Source organism: Nocardioides sp. YIM 152315 (assembly GCF_029210375.1).
Taxonomy (GTDB): Bacteria; Actinomycetota; Actinomycetes; order Propionibacteriales; family Nocardioidaceae; genus Nocardioides.
This window is the reverse complement of the sequence record NZ_JARGER010000028.1, coordinates 51,417-72,269: the sequence shown is the minus strand read 5'-3', so window position 1 is coordinate 72,269 and position 20,853 is coordinate 51,417. Positions and strand designations below refer to the sequence as shown.

At 72.5% G+C, this 20,853-nt stretch carries 26 protein-coding genes; 16 read left to right on the top strand and 10 right to left on the bottom strand.

The window, feature by feature from the left end; all coding sequences use genetic code 11:
* Positions 1-54 precede the first annotated feature (54 nt).
* From sodN to PZ894_RS09125, 3 genes are all read left to right on the top strand, one after another.
* Positions 55-459, top strand: a complete 405-nt coding sequence (gene sodN / locus PZ894_RS09135) for a superoxide dismutase, Ni (RefSeq protein WP_275744191.1) — start codon at positions 55-57, stop codon at positions 457-459.
* A 374-nt stretch (positions 460-833) separates the two neighbouring features.
* A complete protein-coding gene (locus tag PZ894_RS09130; protein WP_275744190.1) occupies positions 834-1,265 on the top strand; it encodes an anti-sigma factor in 432 nt (143 codons plus the stop codon).
* A 1-nt stretch (position 1,266) separates the two neighbouring features.
* Positions 1,267-2,079, top strand: a complete 813-nt coding sequence (locus PZ894_RS09125; protein ID WP_275744189.1) for an RNA polymerase sigma factor SigF — start codon at positions 1,267-1,269, stop codon at positions 2,077-2,079.
* Between the two features lie 60 nt (positions 2,080-2,139).
* Here the strand turns inward: PZ894_RS09125 and PZ894_RS09120 are convergent, their stop codons facing one another.
* Positions 2,140-2,538 (bottom strand): hypothetical protein, encoded by a 399-nt coding sequence (locus PZ894_RS09120; protein WP_275744188.1) that lies wholly within the window; start codon positions 2,536-2,538, stop codon positions 2,140-2,142.
* A gap of 221 nt (positions 2,539-2,759) precedes the next feature.
* Here PZ894_RS09120 and PZ894_RS09115 point away from each other — a divergent pair, with 221 nt between their 5' ends.
* Positions 2,760-3,011, top strand: a complete 252-nt coding sequence (locus PZ894_RS09115) for a WhiB family transcriptional regulator (RefSeq protein ID WP_011755173.1) — start codon at positions 2,760-2,762, stop codon at positions 3,009-3,011.
* 5 nt (positions 3,012-3,016) lie between these two features.
* On the opposite strand, the gene PZ894_RS09110 is transcribed toward PZ894_RS09115, so the two are convergent.
* Positions 3,017-4,492: a PAS domain-containing sensor histidine kinase gene (locus PZ894_RS09110; protein WP_275744187.1), complete on the bottom strand. Its 1,476-nt coding sequence runs from the start codon at positions 4,490-4,492 to the stop codon at positions 3,017-3,019.
* Positions 4,493-4,608: 116 nt separating this feature from the next.
* On the opposite strand from PZ894_RS09110, the gene PZ894_RS09105 reads away from it, so the two are divergent.
* Genes PZ894_RS09105 through PZ894_RS09090 form a run of 4 tightly spaced genes read left to right on the top strand, consistent with a single transcriptional unit; the run spans position 4,609 to position 7,974 of the window.
* Positions 4,609-5,436 carry a DUF2785 domain-containing protein gene (locus PZ894_RS09105; protein WP_275744186.1) on the top strand — a complete coding sequence of 276 codons (828 nt, stop codon included), beginning with the start codon at positions 4,609-4,611 and terminating at the stop codon, positions 5,434-5,436.
* Positions 5,437-5,445: 9 nt separating this feature from the next.
* Entirely contained in the window at positions 5,446-7,122 is a 1,677-nt protein-coding gene (locus tag PZ894_RS09100) for an acetolactate synthase (protein ID WP_275744185.1), read from the top strand.
* A complete protein-coding gene (locus PZ894_RS09095) occupies positions 7,115-7,615 on the top strand; it encodes a GNAT family N-acetyltransferase (RefSeq protein WP_275744184.1) in 501 nt (166 codons plus the stop codon). The genes PZ894_RS09100 and PZ894_RS09095 overlap by 8 nt, the downstream gene beginning before the upstream one ends.
* Positions 7,615-7,974, top strand: a complete 360-nt coding sequence (locus tag PZ894_RS09090) for a hotdog domain-containing protein (RefSeq protein ID WP_275744183.1) — start codon at positions 7,615-7,617, stop codon at positions 7,972-7,974. Before PZ894_RS09095 ends, PZ894_RS09090 begins: the two co-directional genes overlap by 1 nt.
* 335 nt (positions 7,975-8,309) lie before the next feature.
* Here PZ894_RS09090 and rsrA read toward each other — a convergent pair whose 3' ends face one another.
* From rsrA to PZ894_RS09055, 7 genes are all read right to left on the bottom strand, one after another.
* Complete coding sequence (gene rsrA, locus PZ894_RS09085) at positions 8,310-8,603, bottom strand: mycothiol system anti-sigma-R factor (protein ID WP_275744182.1); 294 nt, start codon at positions 8,601-8,603, stop codon at positions 8,310-8,312.
* On the bottom strand, positions 8,600-9,259 hold the full coding sequence (locus PZ894_RS09080) for a sigma-70 family RNA polymerase sigma factor (RefSeq protein ID WP_275744181.1): 660 nt from the start codon (positions 9,257-9,259) through the stop codon (positions 8,600-8,602). The genes rsrA and PZ894_RS09080 overlap by 4 nt, the downstream gene beginning before the upstream one ends.
* A 105-nt stretch (positions 9,260-9,364) precedes the next feature.
* Positions 9,365-10,015, bottom strand: coding sequence for an alpha/beta family hydrolase (locus PZ894_RS09075; RefSeq protein WP_275744180.1), 651 nt, complete (start codon positions 10,013-10,015; stop codon positions 9,365-9,367).
* Positions 10,012-10,791: an SOS response-associated peptidase gene (locus PZ894_RS09070; RefSeq protein WP_275744179.1), complete on the bottom strand. Its 780-nt coding sequence runs from the start codon at positions 10,789-10,791 to the stop codon at positions 10,012-10,014. The genes PZ894_RS09075 and PZ894_RS09070 overlap by 4 nt, the downstream gene beginning before the upstream one ends.
* Before the next feature lie 50 nt (positions 10,792-10,841).
* A complete protein-coding gene (locus PZ894_RS09065; protein ID WP_275744178.1) occupies positions 10,842-12,026 on the bottom strand; it encodes a hypothetical protein in 1,185 nt (394 codons plus the stop codon).
* A gap of 61 nt (positions 12,027-12,087) precedes the next feature.
* Positions 12,088-12,531 carry a hypothetical protein gene (locus PZ894_RS09060; RefSeq protein ID WP_275744177.1) on the bottom strand — a complete coding sequence of 148 codons (444 nt, stop codon included), beginning with the start codon at positions 12,529-12,531 and terminating at the stop codon, positions 12,088-12,090.
* Positions 12,532-12,682: 151 nt separating this feature from the next.
* A complete protein-coding gene (locus PZ894_RS09055) occupies positions 12,683-13,405 on the bottom strand; it encodes a hypothetical protein (protein ID WP_275744176.1) in 723 nt (240 codons plus the stop codon).
* 160 nt (positions 13,406-13,565) lie between these two features.
* Here PZ894_RS09055 and PZ894_RS09050 point away from each other — a divergent pair, with 160 nt between their 5' ends.
* From PZ894_RS09050 to PZ894_RS09025, 6 genes are all read left to right on the top strand, one after another.
* The gene (locus PZ894_RS09050) at positions 13,566-15,029 is read left to right on the top strand and encodes a sigma-70 family RNA polymerase sigma factor (protein WP_275744175.1); all 1,464 of its coding nucleotides are present in this window, start codon (positions 13,566-13,568) and stop codon (positions 15,027-15,029) included.
* A gap of 10 nt (positions 15,030-15,039) precedes the next feature.
* A complete protein-coding gene (locus tag PZ894_RS09045) occupies positions 15,040-15,564 on the top strand; it encodes a DoxX family protein (RefSeq protein ID WP_275744174.1) in 525 nt (174 codons plus the stop codon).
* Between the two features lie 19 nt (positions 15,565-15,583).
* The gene (gene aroA, locus PZ894_RS09040) at positions 15,584-16,879 is read left to right on the top strand and encodes a 3-phosphoshikimate 1-carboxyvinyltransferase (RefSeq protein ID WP_275744173.1); all 1,296 of its coding nucleotides are present in this window, start codon (positions 15,584-15,586) and stop codon (positions 16,877-16,879) included.
* Positions 16,880-16,889: 10 nt separating this feature from the next.
* Complete coding sequence (gene rsgA, locus PZ894_RS09035) at positions 16,890-17,879, top strand: ribosome small subunit-dependent GTPase A (RefSeq protein WP_275744172.1); 990 nt, start codon at positions 16,890-16,892, stop codon at positions 17,877-17,879.
* A gap of 89 nt (positions 17,880-17,968) precedes the next feature.
* Positions 17,969-18,193 carry a DUF2188 domain-containing protein gene (locus tag PZ894_RS09030; RefSeq protein ID WP_275744171.1) on the top strand — a complete coding sequence of 75 codons (225 nt, stop codon included), beginning with the start codon at positions 17,969-17,971 and terminating at the stop codon, positions 18,191-18,193.
* Between the two features lie 51 nt (positions 18,194-18,244).
* Positions 18,245-18,982: a class I SAM-dependent methyltransferase gene (locus PZ894_RS09025; protein ID WP_275744170.1), complete on the top strand. Its 738-nt coding sequence runs from the start codon at positions 18,245-18,247 to the stop codon at positions 18,980-18,982.
* Positions 18,983-18,987: 5 nt separating this feature from the next.
* Here PZ894_RS09025 and PZ894_RS09020 read toward each other — a convergent pair whose 3' ends face one another.
* Positions 18,988-19,419, bottom strand: coding sequence for a DUF2231 domain-containing protein (locus tag PZ894_RS09020; protein WP_275744169.1), 432 nt, complete (start codon positions 19,417-19,419; stop codon positions 18,988-18,990).
* A 58-nt stretch (positions 19,420-19,477) separates the two neighbouring features.
* Between PZ894_RS09020 and hisN the strand changes: the two genes are divergently transcribed.
* Both hisN and PZ894_RS09010 read left to right on the top strand, forming a co-directional pair.
* On the top strand, positions 19,478-20,347 hold the full coding sequence (gene hisN, locus PZ894_RS09015) for a histidinol-phosphatase (protein WP_275744168.1): 870 nt from the start codon (positions 19,478-19,480) through the stop codon (positions 20,345-20,347).
* A gap of 65 nt (positions 20,348-20,412) precedes the next feature.
* On the top strand, positions 20,413-20,844 hold the full coding sequence (locus PZ894_RS09010; protein WP_275744167.1) for a CBS domain-containing protein: 432 nt from the start codon (positions 20,413-20,415) through the stop codon (positions 20,842-20,844).
* Positions 20,845-20,853 lie beyond the last annotated feature (9 nt).

Below are 20,853 nucleotides of genomic sequence, written 5' to 3'. Positions count from 1 at the left end.
GCCTCCGTGAAATCACCGGTGGCACCGAGGACAACCGAAGACGAGAGGACCCGCATGTTCGCGCGACTGTTCGCACCCACCCTCGAGGTTTCCGCCCACTGCGACCTTCCCTGCGGCGTCTACGACCCGGCGCAGGCGCGCATCGAGGCCGAGTCGGTCAAGGCCATCATCGCCAAGGTCGCCGACAACGACGACCCCGACTTCCGCTCTCGGGCGATCCTCATCAAGGAGCAGCGCTCCGAGCTGGTCAAGCACCACCTCTGGGTGCTGTGGACCGACTACTTCAAGCCGCCGCACTTCGAGAAGTACCCCCAGTTGCACACCCTCTTCAACGAGGCGACCAAGCTGGCCGGTGGAGGCGGCGGCACCAAGGCCGTCTTCGACGCCGACGTGGCCGACCAGCTGCTCGCCAAGATCGACGAGATCGCCGAGATCTTCTGGGAGACGAAGAAGGCCTGAGCGAAGCGAAGGCCTTCGAGTCTCAAGCGCTACTGAGCGAAGCGAAGTAGCGACCGTCCACCGCAACCAAGGACGGCGTCGAAGCGAAGGCTTCCCGCTCTCAGGGCACACCCCATGGAGGTCACTCCCTGGAGGTCACTCCCTGGAGCGCACTCCCTGGAGCGCACGCCCCCGGATCGCCCTGGGTGCTGGGACCGCCGTCGGTGCGCGGTCTCCGGCCACCCGGCGTCGCGACGGACCACCGGACGGCAGGCGGATCAGACCAGCGGTTAACGGGACCGGTCCCGCGGGTACGACAACCCGCAGGGGCCGGTCCCGCTACATTGCGCAGGGCCGGGTCCCCCGGCCTGACGACCCAGCCCCAAGGACGACACATGGCATCGATCGGCGCGACCACCGGCCCGACCGCGACGGAAGGGGTGCGCCGAGCCGACGTCGAGCTCCGGCTGCCGGCGGACCGGGCGTACGCCTCCGTGCTGCGCACCACGACCGCCGGCCTGGCCGCCCGTCTGGACTTCCCGATCGACGACATCGAGGACCTGCGCATCGCGATCGGCGAGGCGAGCGCGATGGTCCTGGGCGAGGCGGCGCCGGGCACGGACCTCGTGTGCCGCTTCTACCAGTCCCCGGGCGAGCTGGCCGTGGAGGTGTCGGCCAGCGTCGACGGCGCCGTCGAGCCCGACACCGACAGCTTCGCGTGGCAGGTGCTCACCACCCTCGCCACCACCGCCTCCGCCGACTCCGACGACGACATCTTCACCGTGACGCTCACGATGGTGTCCTCCCACCAGGAGCCCGGTCTCTGACATGGCGATCTCGCTCGACGACGACGGGACGACCGACGGACCCACGGGCGTCGAGCTGACCCGTCAGCGCAGCGCGGCGCTGTTCGCCGTCTTCGGTGACGACGAGGGCTCCGCCGCCAGCCGGGAGTCGGCGCGCGAGTCCCTCGTGCACCTCCACCTCCCGCTGGTCGAGCACTGCGCCCGGCGCTTCCGCAACCGTGGCGAGCCACTCGAGGACCTGGTGCAGGTCGGCACGATCGGGCTGATCAAGTCGATCGACCGCTTCGACTCCGACCGGGGCGTCGAGTTCTCCACGTACGCCACGCCGACGATCATCGGCGAGATCAAGCGCTACTTCCGCGACAAGGGGTGGGCGATCCGGGTGCCGCGGCGGCTGCAGGAGCTGCGGATGCAGATCGGTACGGCGAGCGCCGAGCTCACCCAGTCGCTGGGCCGCTCCCCGACGCCGCGCGAGCTTGCCGAGACGATCGGCTGCACGGTCGAGGAGATCGTCGAGGGCATCGAGTCGAGCAACGCCTACTCCACGCTGTCGCTCGACGCCAGCGACGACGGCGACGACGGCGCCGCCACCATGCTCGACGCGATCGGCGTGGACGACGAGGGCCTCGAACACGTGGAGATCCGCGAGTCCATCAAGCCGCTGCTGGACCGTCTCGCGCCCCGCGAGAAGAAGATCCTGCTGCTGCGGTTCTTCAAGAACATGACGCAGTCACAGATCGCCGAGGAGATCGGCGTCTCGCAGATGCACGTGTCCCGGCTGCTCAACCGGACGCTCGAGCAGCTGCGCACCTCGCTGGACGAGGAGTCCTCCTAGCCCACTCCTGGCCCACTCCTGGCCCACTCCTGGCCCACTCCTGGCCCACCCCAAGCCCGGCTACCCGCCCGGCTCCTCCTCGGCCGCCAGCGCGGCCAGGCTCGCCGGGTGGAACACGCCGACCAGCACGATCACCGCGACCGCCGCGACGGCGACGGCCACCGCGGTGGTCTCGCCGCCCCAGAAGCTCCAGGCGACCCCGAGCTGGATCAGCTGGGCCAGGACGACCGGGCTGCGTGCCCAGGAGCTGAGCCGGGAGAGGGCCCACGCGCAGCAGAGCAGACCCCCGCCGTACAGCGCGAAGAACACCGTGGTTGTGAGCGCCACCTCCGCGCGGTCCGCGTCGAGGCTGACCAGCTCGAGCACGGCGTACCCGAGCAGCAGCAGCGCCTCGACGGCGACCAGGGAGACGGCCACGATCAGCGGGGCCGGCGTGTTGGCGGGGGGACGTAGGCTCACCGGTGCAGCCTAGAAGAGGCCGCGGGCCGGCTCGACACGCGCGCGACCCCTGTGACGGACAAGACCATGTCAGGGGGTTGTTTAACGGTAAAAAGATTGCCAGTCTTGGTGAAGAACGCGTGAACTTGCGCGTGTTTCGTCGTGCCCATTGCGCACCGGCAGTCCGGGATCACCCACCGGCTTGCCCACCTGTTCGTTGAAGAAAGAGGGATCGCCCAGCCATGGATTGGCGCCACCGTTCCGCGTGCCTCGACGAGGATCCGGAGCTGTTCTTCCCGATCGGCAACACCGGTCCGGCCATCCTCCAGATCGAGGAGGCCAAGCAGGTGTGCCGTCGCTGCGAGGTGCGCGAGCAGTGCCTCGCGTGGGCGCTCGAGGCCGGGCAGGACCACGGGGTGTGGGGCGGTCTCAGCGAGGACGAGCGGCGCGCGCTCAAGCGTCGCAACGCTCGCGCCCGGGTGCGCACCGCCTGAGCCAGCTATTCGAGAGGTACGTCGAGCGCCGCCCGCGTGCCACGACCGCCGGGCGCCGGTCCGAGCTCGAGCTGGCCGCCCAGCTCGGACTCCACCAGCGTGCGGACGATCGAGAGGCCCAGGCTGCTGGAGCCGTCGAGGTCGAAGTCGCCCGGGAGCCCGAAGCCGTCGTCGTCGACGGTGACGTGGAGCCGTCCGACCAGGCGCCGCGCCGACAGCACGATCTCGCCGGTCAGGCCGGCGTCGGCCGGGTCGTAGCCGTGCTCGACGGCGTTCTGGAGCAGCTCGGTGACCACCATCGCGAGCGCGGTCGCGGCTTCTGAGGGCAGCTCGCCGAACGATCCCGACCGCCGCACGCGCACCCGGCCCCCGACCGCGCTCACCTCGGTGACCATCCGGCCGAGGGGGTCCACGACGTCGTCGAAGTCGACCCGCTCCTCCACCGCCTGGCTGAGGATCTCGTGGACGATGGCGATCGACCCGACCCGGCGTACCGCCTCCTCCAGGGCCAGCCGCGCCGACTCGTTGTCCATCCGGCGCGCCTGGAGCCGCAGCAGCGCGGCGACGGTCTGGAGGTTGTTCTTCACCCGGTGGTGGATCTCGCGGATCGTCGCGTCCTTGGTGACCAGCTCGCGGTCGCGACGGCGCAGGTCGGTGACGTCGCGGACCAGCACGAGGGCGCCGATGTGGTCGCCCTGCGGACGCAGGGGGATCGAGCGCACGATCAGCGCGACCTCGTCGGTGCCGATCTCCGTGTCGCGGTGCGCCCGGCCGCCGAGCGCCGCGCTCAGGGTCTCCTCGTCGGGCCTGCGGCGCGGGGGCACCAGGTCGCGCGTGGTCTCGGCGAGCGACAGCCCGGCGAGGTCGCCGGAGAGCCCGAGACGACGGAAGACCGACAGGGCGTTCGGGCTCGCGTAGGCGACCCGACCGGCCGCGTCGACGCGCAGGAAGCCGTCTCCGACGCGCGGGGTGTCCGCATGGTCGCTGCGCTGCCCCGTGGCCGGGAAGTAGCCGTGGGCGATCATCTGGGTCAGGTCGGCGGCGGTCTGCAGGTAGGACAGCTCGAGGCGGCTCGGCGTGCGCACGCCGAGCAGGTTGGTGTTGCGGGCGACCACCGCGATGATCCGGCCGGCGCGCCGCACCGGGATCGTCTCCACCCGCACCGGCACGTCGTCGCGCCACTCCGGGTCGCCCTCGCGGACCAGCCGACCCTGGCCGTACGCCGCGTCGATCAGCGGTCGCCGGCCGACCGGCACGAACGTGCCGATCACGTCGTCGACGTACGCCGTCGGCCCGGTCGTCGGCCGCATCTGGCCCCCCGCCCAAAAGCCCTTGCCCTCCCGGTCCGGGAGCCACAGCACCAGGTCCGCGAAGGACAGGTCGGCGATGATCTGCCAGTCCGCCATCAGCAGCTGGAGCCACGCCACGTCCTCGGCGTCCAGATCGGTGTGGCTGCGCACGAGGTCGCTCAGGGACGGCACGATCGCAAGGGTAGGGCGTTCCGGGTGCCCCGCCGCCACACGGGAGTGGACCGCCTCTGGACGAACGGCCAGGCTTTCGTAGGATCGCCCCTATGTCCGGGTCATACTGGCGGAACGTGCATGCAACGGGGCTGGCGGTCCCGTCGGATCGTCCGCTCGACGATCTCACCGCCGAGCTGACCCGGATGCTCGGCGACCCCGACCCGGCCCTGCGCGACGGCACCGCCTATCCCGCCCTGACGACCTGGGTCGAGCGCGGCGTCTACGACGACCTGCTCTCCGGGCTCGGCGACGGGATGGCAATGGGGCTGCTCGTCGGGCTCGGCGAGCGCGGCACCGACACGGTCTTCCGGCGCAGCTTCTCGGCGCTCGTCCTGGGCGAGTGCATCGCCCGCGACAACACGCGGCCGCTGCTGCCCGGCGGCAAGATCCTCGAGTGGGGCGACCGGCTCACGACCTGGCTGCTGCGCGAGCGCGACCTGCGCGGCTGGGTGCGCGGCAACGGCTGGGCGCACGCGGTCTCCCACGGCGCCGACACCCTCGCGATCCTGGCCCGGTCGCCGCACCTGGCGACCCCCGAGCTCACGGTGCTGCTCGACGTCATCGCCGATCGGCTGCTGCTCCCGGTGGACCGGCTGTTCAGCAACGGCGAGCCCGACCGCCTCGCGTTCGCGACGATGGCGGTGCTGCGCCGCAACGTGGTGCCGCTGCGGGTGCTCGAACCCTGGGTGGCGCGGATCGCAGCCGGCGCGGGGACGCGGTCGACGTACGACGACCGCGACCCCTACCTGGCCGGCGGCAACGCCGAGGCCTTCCTGCGCGCCCTCTACCTGCAGCTGTCGCTGGGCAGCCGACCGCCGCAGCTGCGCTCCGACCTGCTCCTCGTCGTCGTGGACGCGCTGAAGTCGACCAACCACGGGTACCTCGTCACTACGGGTGAGTAACCTGCGGGCATGCCCGACGACGTGAACCCGACCGACGTCCCCCCGGACTCCGACACCGACCTGAGCGGCCACGCCGGCGAGCTCGCGGTCGCGGTGGCGCGCGCGCACGGCGTCGAGACCATGTTCACGCTGTCGGGCGCGCACGTGTTCCCGCTGTACGACGGGGCGGTCAAGGCCGAGCGGCCGATGCGACTGCTCGACGTACGCCACGAGCAGACCGCCGCGTTCGCCGCCGAAGCGACCGGCAAGCTGACCCGGGTGCCGGGCCTCGCGGTGCTGACGGCCGGTCCCGGCGTGACCAACGGGCTGAGCGCGGTCGCGCAGGCGCAGTTCGCGGGGTCGCCGATGGTCGTGGTCGGCGGCCGGGCGCCCCAGGGCCGCTGGGGCACCGGGGCACTCCAGGAGCTCGACCAGCCGCCGATCTTCGCGCCGGTCTCGAAGAAGGCGCACACGATCCCCGCGGCGGGCGCCGTGCTCGACGGGATGCACGACGCGTTCGCCACCGCCGGCTCGCCACACCGCGGACCGGTCTTCGTCGACGTCCCGATGGACGAGCTCTTCAACAGCGCGGCCGGGCCGCTGCCCCGGGTGGCCCCCCTGCGCGGCACCGACCCCGACCCCGACGCGATCACCGAGGTGGCCGAGCTGCTCGCCTCCGCCGCCCGCCCGGTGCTCATCCTCGGCACCGACGTGTGGGCCGACCACGCCGAGGAGGCCGCGCTGCGCTTCGTCGAGGCCGTGGGCGTCCCGACGATCACCAACGGGATGGGCCGCGGGGTCGTGCCCGGCGGCCACCCGCTGCTGGCGACCAAGGCCCGCGGTCAGGCGCTCAAGGGCGCCGACCTGGTCGTGGTGGTGGGTACGCCGCTCGACTTCCGCCTGGGGTACGGCGTGTTCGGCGACGCCCAGGTCGTGCACGTCGCCGACTCCCCCGGGCAGCTCTCCGGCCACGCCCAGCTGGCCGCCTCCGTCTCCGGGGACCTCACCTCGGTGCTCGACGGGCTGCTCGCGGCGATGGACCAGGTCGTGCGCCGGCCGGACTGGTCGACCTGGGTCGGCGACCTCCAGGGCGCCGTGTCGGCCGCCACCGCGCGCGACGCGGAGCTGCTCGGGGCCGAGGCCGATCCCATCCACCCGGCCCGCATCTACGGCGAGCTGCTCCCCCGGCTCGCCGACGACGCGGTCGTGATCGGCGACGGCGGCGACTTCGTCAGCTTCGCCGGCAAGTACGTCGAGCCGCGGCGCCCCGGCGGGTGGCTCGACCCGGGCCCGTACGGCTGCCTCGGCGCGGGCCTCGGCGCCGCGATCGCGGCCCGGATCGCCCGGCCGTCGGCGCAGGTGGTGCTGCTGCTGGGCGACGGCGCGGCGGGCTTCTCGCTCATGGACGTCGACACGCTGGTGCGCCACGACCTGCCGGTCGTCATGGTGATGGGCAACAACTCCGCGTGGGGCCTCGAGAAGGGGCCGATGCAGATGCTCTACGGCTACGACGTGATCGCCGACCTCGCCCCGCGCACGGCGTACGACGAGGTCGTGCGCGCGCTCGGTGGCGCCGGCGAGACCGTGACCGACCCGCGGCAGCTCGGCCCGGCGCTGGACCGGGCCTTCGCGTCCGGCGTGCCCTACCTGCTCAACGTGATCACCGACGTCGAGGCCGTCTACCCCCGGAGCAGCTTCGGTGTCTGACGTCGCCCCCGATGTCACCGTCCGGCGCGCCCGTCCCGCCGACCTCGAGGCGGTCGGCGAGGTGACCGTCGCCGCCTACACCGAGTTCACGCTCGGTCCGGCCGACCCCTACATCGTCAAGCTGCGCGACGCCGCCAGCCGCGACCGCGGGGCCGAGCTCTGGGTCGCCGAGCTCGACGGCGAGGTCGTCGGCACCGTCACGATCGCTCCCGAGGGCTCGGCGTGGCGCGAGATCGGTGAGCCGGGCGAGGGCGAGTTCCGGATGCTCGCGGTCGCACCGTCGGCCCGGCGTCGCGGCGTCGGCGAGTCGCTCATGCAGCTCGTGCTGGACCGGTTCCGCGAGCTCGGCGCCCACGCGGTCGTGCTCTCCAGCCTGGCCGAGATGACCTCCGCGCACCGCGTCTACTCCCGGCTCGGCTTCGTGCGCCTTGCCGAGCGCGACTGGTCGCCGCTGCCGGGTGTGGACCTGATCGCCTTCCGGAGGGAGCTCTGATGGAGGCCACGCTGCTGTTCGCCGTCACCGACGCCGACACCGCGAGCGCGGTCGGCTCGGGCACCCTGCCGGTGCTCGGCACTCCGCGGCTCCTCGCCTGGTGCGAGGCCACCACCTGCGCGGCCCTCGAGCCGACCCTGCCCGACGGCTCGACGAGCGTCGGCACCCGCGTCGAGCTCGAGCACCTCGCCGCCAGCGCCGTCGGCCAGGAGGTCGAGGTGACCGCGTCCCCGACGTACGTCGACGGGCGGCTCCACCGCTTCACCGTCGCCGCCCGCAACGTGGGCGGGAAGGTGGTCGGCACCGGCGAGATCACCCGGGTGGTCGTCGATGCCGCGCGGTTCATGTCGCGGGTGTGAGTGGCTTGCGGAATACCCGGTGCACCGGGTATTCCTGCTCTCCTCGGGCGTTGCAACACCCCAGAAGAGCAGGAAGTGCCCGTGAAGTCCGGGCGGCACTCGATTTCTCTCCGGCCGGCACCTTTGAGAGGATGGGCGATGGCCTTCGGGTCAACGACGTTCCGATCAGGAGGAAATCATGGGCAAGACCGGCCGCAAGCGCCGCGCTCGCAAGAAGAAGGGCGCGAACCACGGCAAGCGCCCCAACGCCTGAGCGCAGAAGTCCAGAACCCCCGAACCGTCCGGTTCGGGGGTTCTTGCCGTGATGGGCGTCGACGCGGGTCAGGACTCGCGGATCAGGACTCGCGGATCTGGACCTGGACCTCGCGGATCCGCAGCAGCACGCGCTGGCGCAGCTCGTCGGGAGCGACCTCGGAGCAGGAACGGGCGACGACGGTCTTCACCGTCCGCTGGAGGTCGTACTTCTCGAGGCACGGGTTGCAGCTGTCGAGGTGCAACCGCACCTCGGAGCAGTCGGCCTCGTCGAGCTCGTTGTCGATGAAGTAGACGATGCGCTCGAGGAAGTCCGCGCAGTCACCGGGCGTCGGCTCGCCCGCGTGGGCCGCGTGGCCGGAGTGCTCGTGGCTCACGACGCACCCCCCTTGCGGCCGGCGGTCATCAGGTCGTTGTCACGCACATAGTCGGAGAGCATGTCGCGCAGCTGTCGCCGGCCCCGGTGCAGCCGGGACATGACGGTGCCGATCGGGGTGTCCATGATCTCGGCGATCTCCTTGTAGGCGAATCCCTCGACGTCGGCCAGGTAGACCGCGAGCCGGAACTCCTCGGGAAGTCGCTGCAGCGCGCTCTTCACCTCGGAGTCGGGCAGGTGCTCGAGCGCCTCGGTCTCCGCGGACCGCAGGCCCGTCGACGAGTGCGACTCGGCCCGGTGCAGCTGCCAGTCCTCCACGTCCTCCGACATCGACTGCTGCGGCTGACGCTGCTTCTTGCGGTAGTTGTTGATGAAGGTGTTGGTCAGGATGCGGTAGAGCCAGGCCTTGAGGTTGGTGCCGGGCTTGAACTGGTGGAAGGAGGAGTACGCCTTGGCGTAGGTCTCCTGCACCAGGTCCTCGGCGTCGGCCGGGTTGCGGGTCATCCGCATCGCGGCCGAGTAGAGCTGGTCGAGGAAGGGCAGCGCCTCCCTCTCGAAGCGCGCGGAGCGCTCCGCCTCGGTCTCCGTGGCCAGGTCCACGACGGGGTCCACGACGGGGTCGACGGCCTCGGGGGTCGTCTCTGCAGGGTCGGTCATCACGTCCCAGCCTAGCCCTGCGGGGCGATCGAGCACTGCCAGCATGGTGGTGGAACGCCCGCCCTCGGCGCGTCATTCCCCGTACGGCGAGGCCGCGGCGGCGTCTCAGGCGGGCGCCTGGGCCCCGGCGATCTCGCGCACGATCCACTCGAGCGTGGACTCCACGATGATCTCCATCGCGTCGGCCTCGGTGACCTCCCCCCGCGCCGGCACCTTGAAGCCGTGGTCGGCGCCGGGGATGACGGCGAGGTCGGTGTCGCCGGGGAACTCCTCCGGCCGGCCGAAGGCGTCGCGCTCGCCCTGGATCACCAGCGTCGGCACTCGGGAACCGCGCAGCTCGTCGAGCCGGGACGACTCCGGCTTGCCGGGCGGGTGCAGCGGGAAGGAGAGCGCGAGGCAGCCGGACGCCGCCAGCCGTGTGGCGCACCGGGCCGCCGAGCGGGCACCCGCCGAGCGGCCGCCCACCACCAACGGGGTGCGCGTGCGGAGGCGGTTGGCGGCGGCGACGAGCCCGGCGTCGAGGGTGGCGGGCGGGGTGGCGACCCGGCGACCGGCGACCCTCCACGGCTGCTCGAACCGCACGACGGTGACGTCGTTGCGCGGCAGCCGCTCGGCGAGCGCAGTGAGGTCGCGGGTGTCGATGCCGTTGCCGGCTCCGTGGCTCAGCAGCAGCGTCGCGATGGGGCCGCGCGCCTGGTCGACGACCAGCCGGCCCTCCCCGTGGGGGGTGTCGACACGGCGTTCCTGCCTCGTCACGTCGGCACCTCGGCGGCGCCGGGCTCCAGCGGCAGGGGCTCGATGAGCTCACTGCCGTTGTTGCGCACGTTGCTCACCAGCGCCGACACGGGGTAGGCCTCCAGGCGCCCGGGCGCCGCCGGCTCGAGCACGTCGAGCAGGTCGGGTCCCTCGACGCGCGGGTCGAGCCACGCGCTCCAGCGCGCCCGGTCGACCATGAGCGGCATCCGGTCGTGGATGTGCCCGACGGAGTCCTCGGCCTCGGTGGTGATCACCGTGCACGTCCACCGGAAACGGTCGGGATCGTCGTCGGCCCTCGTGGGATCGCGCCAGATCTCGTAGAGCCCGGCCATCGCCAGGACGCCGTGGTCCTGCGGCCGGATGAAGAAGGGCTGCTTGCGAGGCTTGCCGCTCTTCGTCCTCTCCTCCGTCGGGTACCACTCGAAGTAGCCGTCCGCCGGCAGCAGGCAGCGGCGCCTGGCGAAGGCCCGCTTGTACGCCGGCTTCTCGGCGACCGTCTCCATCCGGGCGTTGATCATCCGATTGCCGATCGAGGGATCCTTCGCCCACGACGGCACCAGCCCCCAGGTGACCACGCGGAGCTGGCGCTGCGGCGGCTCCGCGCCCTCCTCGGAGCCGGTCGAGCTCCGGGGCGGCCGCTCGACGACGGCGTAGACCTCCTTGGTGGGCGCGACGTTGTAGTCGGCCTCCAGTGCGTCCTGGATGCGGCTCTCGACGATGTCGAACTCCTCGACGAGATCCTCGGGGCGTCGGCTGGACGCGTAGCGGCCGCACATGCGGCCACTCTAGAGGGGCCAGCCGACGCCGAGAGGTGAAGCGCAGCGGGTCAGGCGCAGTAGGCGCTGGGCTGCACGAGCCTGCCGCTGACGCTTGCTCCCGCGCCCGCGGTCATCCGGACCGTGACCTGCTGCATCGGATCGCCGCTGATCTCGATCGGACCGGTGCCGCCACCCGCCGACAGGTTCCAGCTGTCCATCGGCTGGCCGTCGACGCGGAGCGACATGGTCGCCGTCCCGCTGGCGAGCGTCATGCTCTGGAATCGGACCGTGGTGCAGGTGCCCGGGAGACCCCAGGCGACCTCCACGTGGTCGCCTGCATGCGTGTCGCAGGCCGGCGTCGGCGGACTCGGACTGGCGGGCGTGCTCGGGAGGGACAGGACGATGTCGGCACCCGCAGCGGAGGCGCCCGGCGCGCAACCTGCCTTGGAGGTGACCGTCAACCCGGCTCCAGATGTCGGCGGTGTCGAGTTCTGGAAGACCATCACCATCGTCTCGCCGGTGAGGTCGCCGCTCGTGCCGCGGTAGAAGATCATCCCCGGCTGGGCGCTCGAGTCGGGGAGGGTGACCACGCCCCTGTTGTTGGTGGTGACGGTGCCGAACGCCGTCCACGGTCCGTCGTCGACGCGCTTCTGGATGACGACCGTGCGACCCGGCAGCGGATCCTCACCCCGGACCGTCTCCGCGGCGACCGTGTAGGGCTGCCCGACGGTCACGTCGAGGCTGTTGGCGCTGACGCTCATCACGAGCTCGGGCTTCGCGGGGGCCGGCGTCTTTCCGCCGCCGCCGCCTCCTCCGCCGCCACCCTTGCCGCCGCCCTTGCCGTTGCCACCGCCGCCCTTGCCGTTGCCACCGCCGGTGCCGCCGGCAGCGCCCTTCGCTTTGATCTTGATGCGGTCGACACGGGACATCTTCGTGCCCATCTTGACGCGGAAGGCGTACCTGCCCGCCTTCGCCTCGCGCCGCTTGAACGACGTCATCCTGGTGTCCTCATCGACCTTCTTGGCGGCGACGTTGCGCCACTTCCCTCCCGGCGCGCGGCGCTGGAGCTTCACCCATCCCTCCTGCGCGCGCGGGTTGACGAGCACCTTGAAGACGGCGCCCTGGCGTGCGGCCGACGGCACCGCGATCCTGGGATCCTTGGTGATGGCGGCCTCGGCGGCGCCGTGAGCGGCGGCGAGGCCCGCGACGGTCAGCGCGACCACGGCCGCGCCGGAGACGAACTTCCTGAACATGGCTCTTCCCTCCGACCGAGCCGGTCGGGCGGCAGCTCCCGAGCGCTGCCGCCCGAGACGGTCAGCTGACGTTGACGGTCCGGGCCTTCAGGAAGGCGAAGTAGTGACCCGAGGGGTCCTCGGTCTTGAAGACCACGTTGCGCACCGCGGCCTGGCCCGCCGACCAGTCGTAGCCACCGGTGGGGCGGCGGACCGGGATCGTGATGGTCTCCTCGGCGCCGGTGCACTCGAACGCACCGAGCGAGATGACCGCGCTGGTGGCGGTCTGGGTGCCACCGGCGGGGTTGGTCTGCGAGACCTGGGCCGACACGAAGGCGTCCGTGGTCTCGTCGGGGCAGACCACGGTCACCCGGACGTTCATGATCATGCCGGACGGGGAACGCGAGGCGTTCTTCTCGATGCTGATGGCCGTGTTGTCAGCGTTGGCGGCCACGTCCGTGGCCACGACCAGCCCGGTCGCGGCGATGACCGTCGCGAAACCGGCGGCCAGGGTTCTCTTGAGCATGACTTTCCCTCCCTGGGGGATGACTGCCGGGCCGTCTACCCGACGTCGACCCACGGTCCGCTCACCCTCGCCGCTTGGCGTCGCCCCGATTGGGTAATGGGTGTTGATTTGTGGACGAGAACGTGCTATGTCCGAAATTCCCTTGCGGCGCTCAGGTGCGGGTGAGCTCGTCGAGGAGCGCCACCACGGAGTCGTCGGTCTCGGGCAGGCCCTCGATCCAGGCGCGCGGACGCGGCGGGTCGCCGGCGTCGATCATCCGGAGCAGCAGGTCGAAGCGGCGCAGCAGCAGCTCGTCGCGCCGGGCGAGGACGGCCAGCCGACCCGGGGCGAGGTGACCGATGGTCTCGACACCCGCGAACACACCGCGGACGGTCGCCCCGAGCTGGGCGTCCTCCATCGCGCGGGCGAGCGGCTCGCCGTACTGACGGGTGCCCTCGACGGTCTCGACCGTCACGACCACCAGGGCGTGGGTCTCGTGGACGGGGCCGCCGCGCCGCAGGTCGGCGATCACCGTACGCAGATGGGCGAGGCTGGCGAGCCCCGTGAGCGGGTCCTCGCACGAGACCCCGTGCAGGTAGCCGAGCGTGGCCTCGCCCCAGGCGACGGCGAGGGCGCGCGACTCGGGATGCGCCGGAGCCTCGCCGCGCACCAGCTCCCAGGTGCGGGCGAGGTCGTCCAGCGCCTCGGCCAGCGAGACTCCGTCGCGGGCGAGGATGCCCCCCAGCACCTCGCACGCGACCACCGAGCCCGATCCCGAAGCCAGGGCCTCCCCCACCGCCTCGAAGCGCGGCGGCAGCGCCGCTCGCAGCTCCTTGGTCAGCTCCTGCCCTGCTCCGGGACCGGCCGTGGTCGTGCTCCGCCTGCGCGTCGCCATCCAATCCACGGTCGGCTCCCCCTCTGGTCCGGTCTTGCCGGTGGTGTGACGGGGTCGCGGGAGCACCATGACGCGATCTCGCTCACATCTTCCGAATTCTTTTTCGGACCGTGGCGTCGCCTTTCGCGAGGACGTCCGTTGGTCCTGTGTGGGCCCCTCCGTGTCGACACTCGACGGGCGCAGCGACGCCGAGCTGATCTCGGCGGTGCGCGCCGGCGACGTCGCGGCGTACGGCGAGCTCTTCGCCCGGCACGTCGACTCCGCCCGACGGCTGGCGCGCCAGCTGGTGCCGGGGCCCGACGTCGACGACCTGGTCTCGGAGTCGTTCGCGAAGGTGCTCGGGGTCCTGCAACGCGGCGGCGGACCCGATCTCGCCTTCCGGGCCTACCTGCTGACGGCCGTCCGACGCGTCCACGTCGACCGGATCCGCGCGACGGCGCGCTTGCACACGACCGACGACCTGACGCCGTTCGATCCCGGGGTGCCGTTCCGCGACACGGCGGTCGAGGGCTTCGAGAGCGCGGCCGCGGCCCGCGCCTTCGCGTCGCTGCCGGAGCGCTGGCAGCTGGTGCTCTGGCACACCGAGGTCGAGGGGCAGAAGCCGGCCGAGGTCGCCCGTCTGCTCGGCATGACACCGAACGCCGTCTCCGCGCTCGCCTACCGGGCGCGCGAGGGGCTGCGCCAGGCCTACCTCACGATGCACGCCGCCGACGTCAGCGACGACGCGTGCGAGCGCACGCGCGCCGAGCTCGGTGCCTACGTCCGCGGCGGACTGGCCCGCCGCGATGCCGCCCGGGTCGAGCAGCACCTCGAGCAGTGCCGACCGTGCACCGCCCTCTACCTGGAGCTGACCGAGGTCAACTCCAACCTGCGCGCCGTGCTCGCGCCGCTGCTGCTCGGCGGTGCCGCGGCGGCCTACGCCGCGACCGGAGGCGGTGGGGCCGTCGCGGGGATCGCGATGCTGCTGGGGCGGGCCCGCGACCTGGTGCTCGCCCACGGCCCGACGGCGGCCGTCGCCGGCGCGGCGGCCTCGGCGGTGGTCGCCGGGGCGGCGATCACGCTGCACCAGGAGCCGCCCGAGGCACCCTCTGCCGAGCCTCCGGACATCTCGAGCACCCCGTCGGTGCTGGAGAGCGACCCACGGCCCCTGCGGCTGCGGGCGGCCGACGTCGGCCCGACCGACGCGGTCTCCGACGCGCCTGCCGTCGAGGCGCCGCCGAGCGTCCCCGGCACCGAGCCCGACCCGACCGCGCCAGCCACACCCACCGAAGAGCCCACCGGCGGGCCCGCCGACGCGCCCTCGGAGGACCCGAAGCCGTCCGACGACCCGGCGCCGTCGGACGCACCCGACCCGAGCCGGCCTCCCGAGCCCGAGCCGAGCGCGCCACCGCCGACCGTCCCGACCACCGTCCCGACCACCGGGCCGACCACCGGGCCGACCACCGGGCCCACCGCCGGCCCCCCGACCGCCGAGCCGGCCCCCACGCGACCTCCGCTGGTCGGGCTGTCGGCGAGCGTGTCGATCGGCGCCGACGGAGCCGAGGTCGGGCTGGAGCTCGGCCTCGGCGGCGTACCCGTGATTTCGGAGACGACGCTGGGAGTGCCGCTCCCGGGGTCCGGGTAAACAGGAGGGCATGACCGTCAGCAGAATGATCGCCCGCCCGATGCTCGCGTCGATCTTCGTGGTCGGCGCCGCGACCGCCCTCAAGAACAGCGCCGGCACGGCCGCCAAGGCCGATCCCGTGACGTCCCGCCTGGTCCCCCTGCTGCAGAAGGCGGGGGTCCCGGTGCCCGAGGACCCGGAGACGCTCGTGAAGCTCAACGCCGGCGTCCAGATCGCCGCCGGGCTCGCCCTCGCGACCGGCCGCGCGCCGCGACTGTCGGCGGGGGTGCTCGCCGCCTCGCTCGTGCCGACGACGGCGGCCGGCCACCGGTTCTGGGAGGCTGACGACCCGGCGCAGCGCACCCAGCAGAAGCTCCACTTCTTCAAGAACGTCTCGCTGATCGGCGGGCTGATCATCGCCAGCGGTGACACCGAGGGACGACCGGGCGTCGCCTGGCGGGCCCGCCGCGCCGCGAAGGACGCCCGGCGCGAGGCCGGCCGACTCGCCCACGACGCCCGGCGCGAGGCGAGACTCGCGGCCGCCCGGGTGCACTGACCCCACTACGCTGCTGGTCGTGACGGACGCTGCCGAAGCCCGGGCCGAGCCCTGGCCCGCCCCACGCGCGGCGCACCCCGTCGACGCCGTGGTCACGCTGCCCGGCAGCAAGTCGTTGACGAACCGGGCGCTGCTGCTGGCCGCGGTCGCGGACGGCCCGTCCGTCGTACGCCGGGCGCTCCGCTCCCGCGACACGACGCTGATGGCGGACGCGCTGACGGCTCTCGGCTCGACGGTCGACGCCTCCGCGGACGACTGGACGGTCACCCCCGGAGCGTTCGGCACCGCCGCCACGGTCGACTGCGGACTCGCGGGCACCGTGATGCGCTTCGTGCCGCCGGTCGCCGGGCTGTCGACGGGCAGGATCTCCTTCGACGGCGATCCGCACATGCGCAAGCGGCCGGTCGGCGAGGTCCTCGCGGCGCTGCGGTCGCTGGGGGTCGAGGTCGACGGTGACGCGCTCCCCTTCGCGGTCCGCGGCACCGGCTCGGTGCCCGGCGGGACGGTCGTCGTCGACGCGTCCGCGTCGTCGCAGTTCATCTCCGCACTGCTGCTGGCCGGCGCGCGCTACGACGCCGGGGTCGACGTACGCCACGACGGGCGCAGCTCGAATTCTGGGCAGGTCCCCTCCCTCCCCCACATCGACATGACGGTCGCGATGCTGCGCGAGCACGGTGTCGAGGTCGACAACGGCGATGCCAACCGCTGGCGGGTCGCCCCCGGGCCGGTCCGTGCCGTCGACACCGTGATCGAGCCGGACCTGTCCAACGCGGCGCCCTTCCTGGCGCTGGCGGCGGTGTCGGGGGGCTCGGTGACCGTGCGCGACTGGCCGCGGTCGACCACGCAGGCCGGCGACGCGCTGCGCGAGATCCTCACGACCATGGGCTGCGAGGTCGAGCTCGCCGACGAGGGCCTGCGGGTCACCGGCTCGGGCACGCTGCTCGGCATCGACATCGACCTGCACGACGTCGGCGAGCTCACGCCGGCGGTCGCCGCGCTGTGCGCCCTGGCCGAGGCGCCCTCGCACCTGCGCGGCATCGGGCACATCCGGGGCCACGAGACCGACCGGATCGCCGCGCTCGCCACCGAGCTCACCGCGCTCGGCGCCGACGTCACCGAGCACGCCGACGGGCTGACCATCGAGCCGACGGCACTGCACGGCGGGGTCTTCCACACCTACGCCGACCACCGGATGGCGCACGCCGCCGTCATCATCGGCGCCGCGGTGGACGACGTGCTCGTCGAGAACGTCGCCACCACCGGCAAGACCTTCCCCGACTTCGCCGGCTTCTGGTCGGGCCTCATCCGGGGATGACCCGACCGAGATGAGCGGGCGCTACTCCGACCAGGACGTCGAGCACTACGAGCGCCCCCGTCGACACACCCGCCCGCGCACCAAGGAGCGGCCGTCGTACGACGACGCGCGCGACGGCATGGTCATCACCGTCGACCGCGGTCGGTACACGCTGCTCGTCGAGGACCGGGCCGTGCTCGCGATGAAGGCGCGCCCGCTCGGCCGCAAGGGCGTCGTCGTCGGCGACCGGGTGCGGGTGGTCGGCGACACCTCGGGCACCGAGGGCACGTTGGCGCGCATCGTCGAGGTCGCCGAGCGCACCACGGTGCTGCGACGCACCGCCGACGACGACGACCCGGTCGAGCGGGTGATCGTCGCCAACGCCGACCAGCTGGTCGTGGTGACCGCCCTCGCCGACCCCGAGCCGCGACCGCGGCTGATCGACCGGGCCCTGGTCGCGGCGTACGACGCGCGGATGCAGCCGCTGCTGTGCCTCACCAAGGCCGACCTCGCCGACCCGGAGACGCTGCTCGCGACGTACCGCTCCCTGGGGGTGCCGTGGGTCGTCACCCAGCGTGGCGGCGACCTGTCGGACCTGCAGGCCCGGCTGCGCGGCCGGATCAGCGTGCTGGTCGGCCACAGCGGCGTCGGCAAGTCCACCCTGGTGAACGCGCTGGTCCCCGATGCGGGCCGCGAGGTGGGTCGCGTCAACGCGGTCACCGGGCGCGGCCGGCACACGTCGACCTCGGCGATCATGCTGGCGATGCCGGAGGGCACCGGATGGATCGTCGACACCCCCGGCATCCGGTCCTTCGGGCTCGCCCACGTCGAGCCGGAGCGGCTGATCGAGGCCTTCCCCGACCTCGACGAGATGACCGAGGACTGCCCCCGGGGCTGCACCCACGGTGCCGACGAGCCGGAGTGCGGCCTCGACGAGGCGGTGCGCACCGGCGCGGCCGACCCCGAGCGCGTGGAGTCGTTCCGGCGGCTGCTCGCCGCACGGAGCGAGCCGGCGTACTGAGCCCGGCGCCGGCCCGGGGACTCACCCGAACTGGCGAGTTTGGGCGCCGCCGACCGCGGTACCGAATCCTTGGAAGGGGAGAGGACGCGATGGGTGGCGACGTCGAGACGTACTGGGTGGACGACACCTGGCGCAACCGGATGGTCGGCGGGCACGAGCCGCTGCCCGGGGAGTACCGCACCCGCGAGGCGGCCTCGGAGGTCGCGCGGGTCGAGGCGAGGATCCGGGGCGTCGAGCACATCATCCGCCGCAAGGACGGGACCGTCGCCGACCGGCGCCGCTACCCGCGCCGATCCGAGGAGCTCCCGGGCTGACGCACCGATAACCGGTGGCACCTGCCCCGCCTGCCACGACAGGCTCGACCCATGACCAGCAGCGACTACTGGGACGCGGAGACGGCGGCGGCGTACGACGAGAGCTCGGCGTTCATGTTCGAGCCGGGCGTGCTCGACCCGGCGGTGGACTTCCTGGCCGGGCTCTCCGGCGACGGACCGGCGCTGGAGCTGGCGATCGGGACCGGTCGGGTCGCGATCCCGCTGGCCGAGCGCGGCGTGGCGGTGACGGGGATCGAGCTGTCGCAGCCGATGGTCGACGAGCTGCACCGGAAGCGGCCGGACCTCCCGGTCGTCGTCGGCGACATGGCGACGAGCACGGCGCCGGGAGAGTTCTCGCTCGTCTACCTCGTCTGGAACACCATCGGCAACCTGCGGACCCAGCGCGAGCAGGTCGCGTGCTTCCGCAACGCCGCGCGCCACCTGGTGCCGGGCGGGCACTTCGTGGTCGAGGTCGGCGTGCCCGCGCTGCGCAGGCTCCCACCCGGGCAGACGGCCGTGCCCTTCCACGTCGGCGAGCAGCACGTCGGCTTCGACACCTACGACCTGGCGACCCAGCAGGGCACGTCGCACCACTACTCGCGGCAGTCCGACGGGACGTTCGCGTACGGCGTGCACAACTACCGCTACGTCTGGCCGGCCGAGCTCGACCTGATGGCCCAGCTCTCCGGACTCGAACTCGAGCGTCGTACGGCCGACTGGCGCGGGGCCCCGTTCACCGGCGACAGCGAGAGCCACGTGTCGGTGTGGCGCAAACCGGGCGGCGGCTGAGCAGGTCAGCCCCAGACGGCGCGGGAGCCGGCGTCGCCCGTGAGCACGACCATGACCAGGACCGCGACGGCGGCCACGGCGAGCAGCACGTCCAGCAGCACCCGCACGCCACCGGACCGCAGGCCCCACCCGCCGGAGACGATCGCCACCACGCCGAACCCGAGCGTCGTCCACAGCAGGATCCCGGCGCGGTCCTGGTGCGTCTGCAGCGCCGGGATCTGTTCCAGCTCGGGCTTGCTGTCGAGCAGGTCGTTGCCCGAGAGGTAGGCCAGCACGACCGCTCCGGTCGCGATCACCGCGGCGACCAGCATCGGCCAGCGCACCCGGCCGCGCCAGCGCGGCACCAGGTAGGCGAGAGCGGCCACGGCGGCCAGCGGGCCGAACACCACGGCGGCATGGACGACGAGCGGGTGCAGCGGCAGGCCGTTGATCTCCATGCCCTCCCTAACGGTGCATCTTCCCGGATCGTTCAGTCGCAACCCCTAGGCTGACGGCGTGCCGACCGACTACACCGACGACCTGCGCCTGGCGCACGTCCTCGCCGACGACGCCGACTCGATCACCGAGAGCCGGTTCCGGTCGCTGGACCTGCACGTGATGAGCAAGCCCGACCTCACGCCGGTCACCGACGCCGACCAGGCGGTCGAGGAGAGCATCCGGCGCACCCTCTCTCGCGTCCGCTCCCGGGACGCGATCACCGGCGAGGAGCAGGGCTCGACCGGTCACAGCCAGCGCCGCTGGATCATCGACCCGATCGACGGCACCAAGAACTTCGTGCGCGGCGTGCCCGTCTGGGCGACGCTCATCTCGCTCGCCGTCGACGACGAGGTCGTGCTCGGTGTCGTCTCGGCTCCGCTGCTGCAGCGTCGCTGGTGGGCGTCGGCGGGCAACGGCGCCTGGACGGGCCGCTCGCTGCTCAAGGCCACGCGCTGCCAGGTCTCCGACGTACGCCGCCTCGAGGATGCCTCGCTGTCCTACTCCTCGCTCTCGGGCTGGGACGAGCGCGGCCGGCTCGACGACTTCCACTCGCTGATGCGCCGGTGCTGGCGCACCCGGGCGTACGGCGACTTCTGGTCCTACATGCTGATCGCGGAGGGTGCCGTCGACATCGCCGCCGAGCCCGAGCTCGAGGTCTACGACATGGCGGCGCTCGACGTGATCGTGCGCGAGGCCGGCGGCCGGTTCACCTCGCTCGACGGGACCGACGGCCCGTTCGGCGGGAACGCACTCGCGTCCAACGCTCACCTGCACGACGCGGCCCTGGCCTTCCTCGGCTCGCTCCCCGACGACGATGACGACCCCGACTCCCCCCGCTCCGGGCCGGGCTCGGTCTCGGACCTGCGGCTGCACCGCCCGCGCGACTAGCGAGCACGGCCGCGGTCCTGGACGGGCTCTGGCCCTGCGACCGCACGCGCGAGTACCGTCGATCCATGCGGATCGCAGACGTCCTCCAGGCCAAGTCCAGTCGCGAGGTCGTGACGATCTCACCGGACGCCGGCGTACGCGAGTTGATCTCCAGCCTCGCCGAGCACAACGTCGGAGCGCTGATCGTCAGCAGCGACGGCACGACGGTCGAGGGCATCGTGAGCGAGCGCGACGTCGTGCGGCACCTGCACCACGACGGCACGGTCATCAACAACACCGTCGGCGCGATCATGACCGACGTCGTCGAGACGTGCGACGAGGAGACCGTGCTCGACGACCTGATGAAGATCATGACCGACCGCCGGATCCGCCACGTGCCCGTCGTCACGGACGGACGCCTGGTCGGCATCATCAGCATCGGCGACGTGGTCAAGCACCGCATCGGTCAGCTCGAGTTCGAGCGCGACCAGCTCGACAGCTACGTGCACCAGACCTGACGGACCCGC

Excerpts from the sequence above, each read along its gene's own strand:
- rsgA (WP_275744172.1), top strand. The coding sequence starts at position 16,890 with ATGAGCGGGCGCTACTCCGACCAGGACGTCGAGCACTACGAGCGCCCC.
- PZ894_RS09100 (WP_275744185.1), top strand. The coding sequence starts at position 5,446 with ATGCCCGACGACGTGAACCCGACCGACGTCCCCCCGGACTCCGACACC.
- PZ894_RS09090 (WP_275744183.1), top strand. The coding sequence starts at position 7,615 with ATGGAGGCCACGCTGCTGTTCGCCGTCACCGACGCCGACACCGCGAGC.
- PZ894_RS09130 (WP_275744190.1), top strand. The coding sequence starts at position 834 with ATGGCATCGATCGGCGCGACCACCGGCCCGACCGCGACGGAAGGGGTG.
- PZ894_RS09010 (WP_275744167.1), top strand. The coding sequence starts at position 20,413 with ATGCGGATCGCAGACGTCCTCCAGGCCAAGTCCAGTCGCGAGGTCGTG.
- PZ894_RS09080 (WP_275744181.1), bottom strand. The coding sequence starts at position 9,259 with ATGACCGACCCTGCAGAGACGACCCCCGAGGCCGTCGACCCCGTCGTG.
- PZ894_RS09115 (WP_011755173.1), top strand. The coding sequence starts at position 2,760 with ATGGATTGGCGCCACCGTTCCGCGTGCCTCGACGAGGATCCGGAGCTG.
- PZ894_RS09020 (WP_275744169.1), bottom strand. The coding sequence starts at position 19,419 with ATGGAGATCAACGGCCTGCCGCTGCACCCGCTCGTCGTCCATGCCGCC.
- PZ894_RS09065 (WP_275744178.1), bottom strand. The coding sequence starts at position 12,026 with ATGTTCAGGAAGTTCGTCTCCGGCGCGGCCGTGGTCGCGCTGACCGTC.
- PZ894_RS09055 (WP_275744176.1), bottom strand. The coding sequence starts at position 13,405 with ATGGCGACGCGCAGGCGGAGCACGACCACGGCCGGTCCCGGAGCAGGG.
- PZ894_RS09070 (WP_275744179.1), bottom strand. The coding sequence starts at position 10,791 with ATGTGCGGCCGCTACGCGTCCAGCCGACGCCCCGAGGATCTCGTCGAG.
- PZ894_RS09125 (WP_275744189.1), top strand. The coding sequence starts at position 1,267 with ATGGCGATCTCGCTCGACGACGACGGGACGACCGACGGACCCACGGGC.
- PZ894_RS09045 (WP_275744174.1), top strand. The coding sequence starts at position 15,040 with ATGACCGTCAGCAGAATGATCGCCCGCCCGATGCTCGCGTCGATCTTC.
- sodN (WP_275744191.1), top strand. The coding sequence starts at position 55 with ATGTTCGCGCGACTGTTCGCACCCACCCTCGAGGTTTCCGCCCACTGC.
- PZ894_RS09030 (WP_275744171.1), top strand. The coding sequence starts at position 17,969 with ATGGGTGGCGACGTCGAGACGTACTGGGTGGACGACACCTGGCGCAAC.
- PZ894_RS09025 (WP_275744170.1), top strand. The coding sequence starts at position 18,245 with ATGACCAGCAGCGACTACTGGGACGCGGAGACGGCGGCGGCGTACGAC.
- PZ894_RS09060 (WP_275744177.1), bottom strand. The coding sequence starts at position 12,531 with ATGCTCAAGAGAACCCTGGCCGCCGGTTTCGCGACGGTCATCGCCGCG.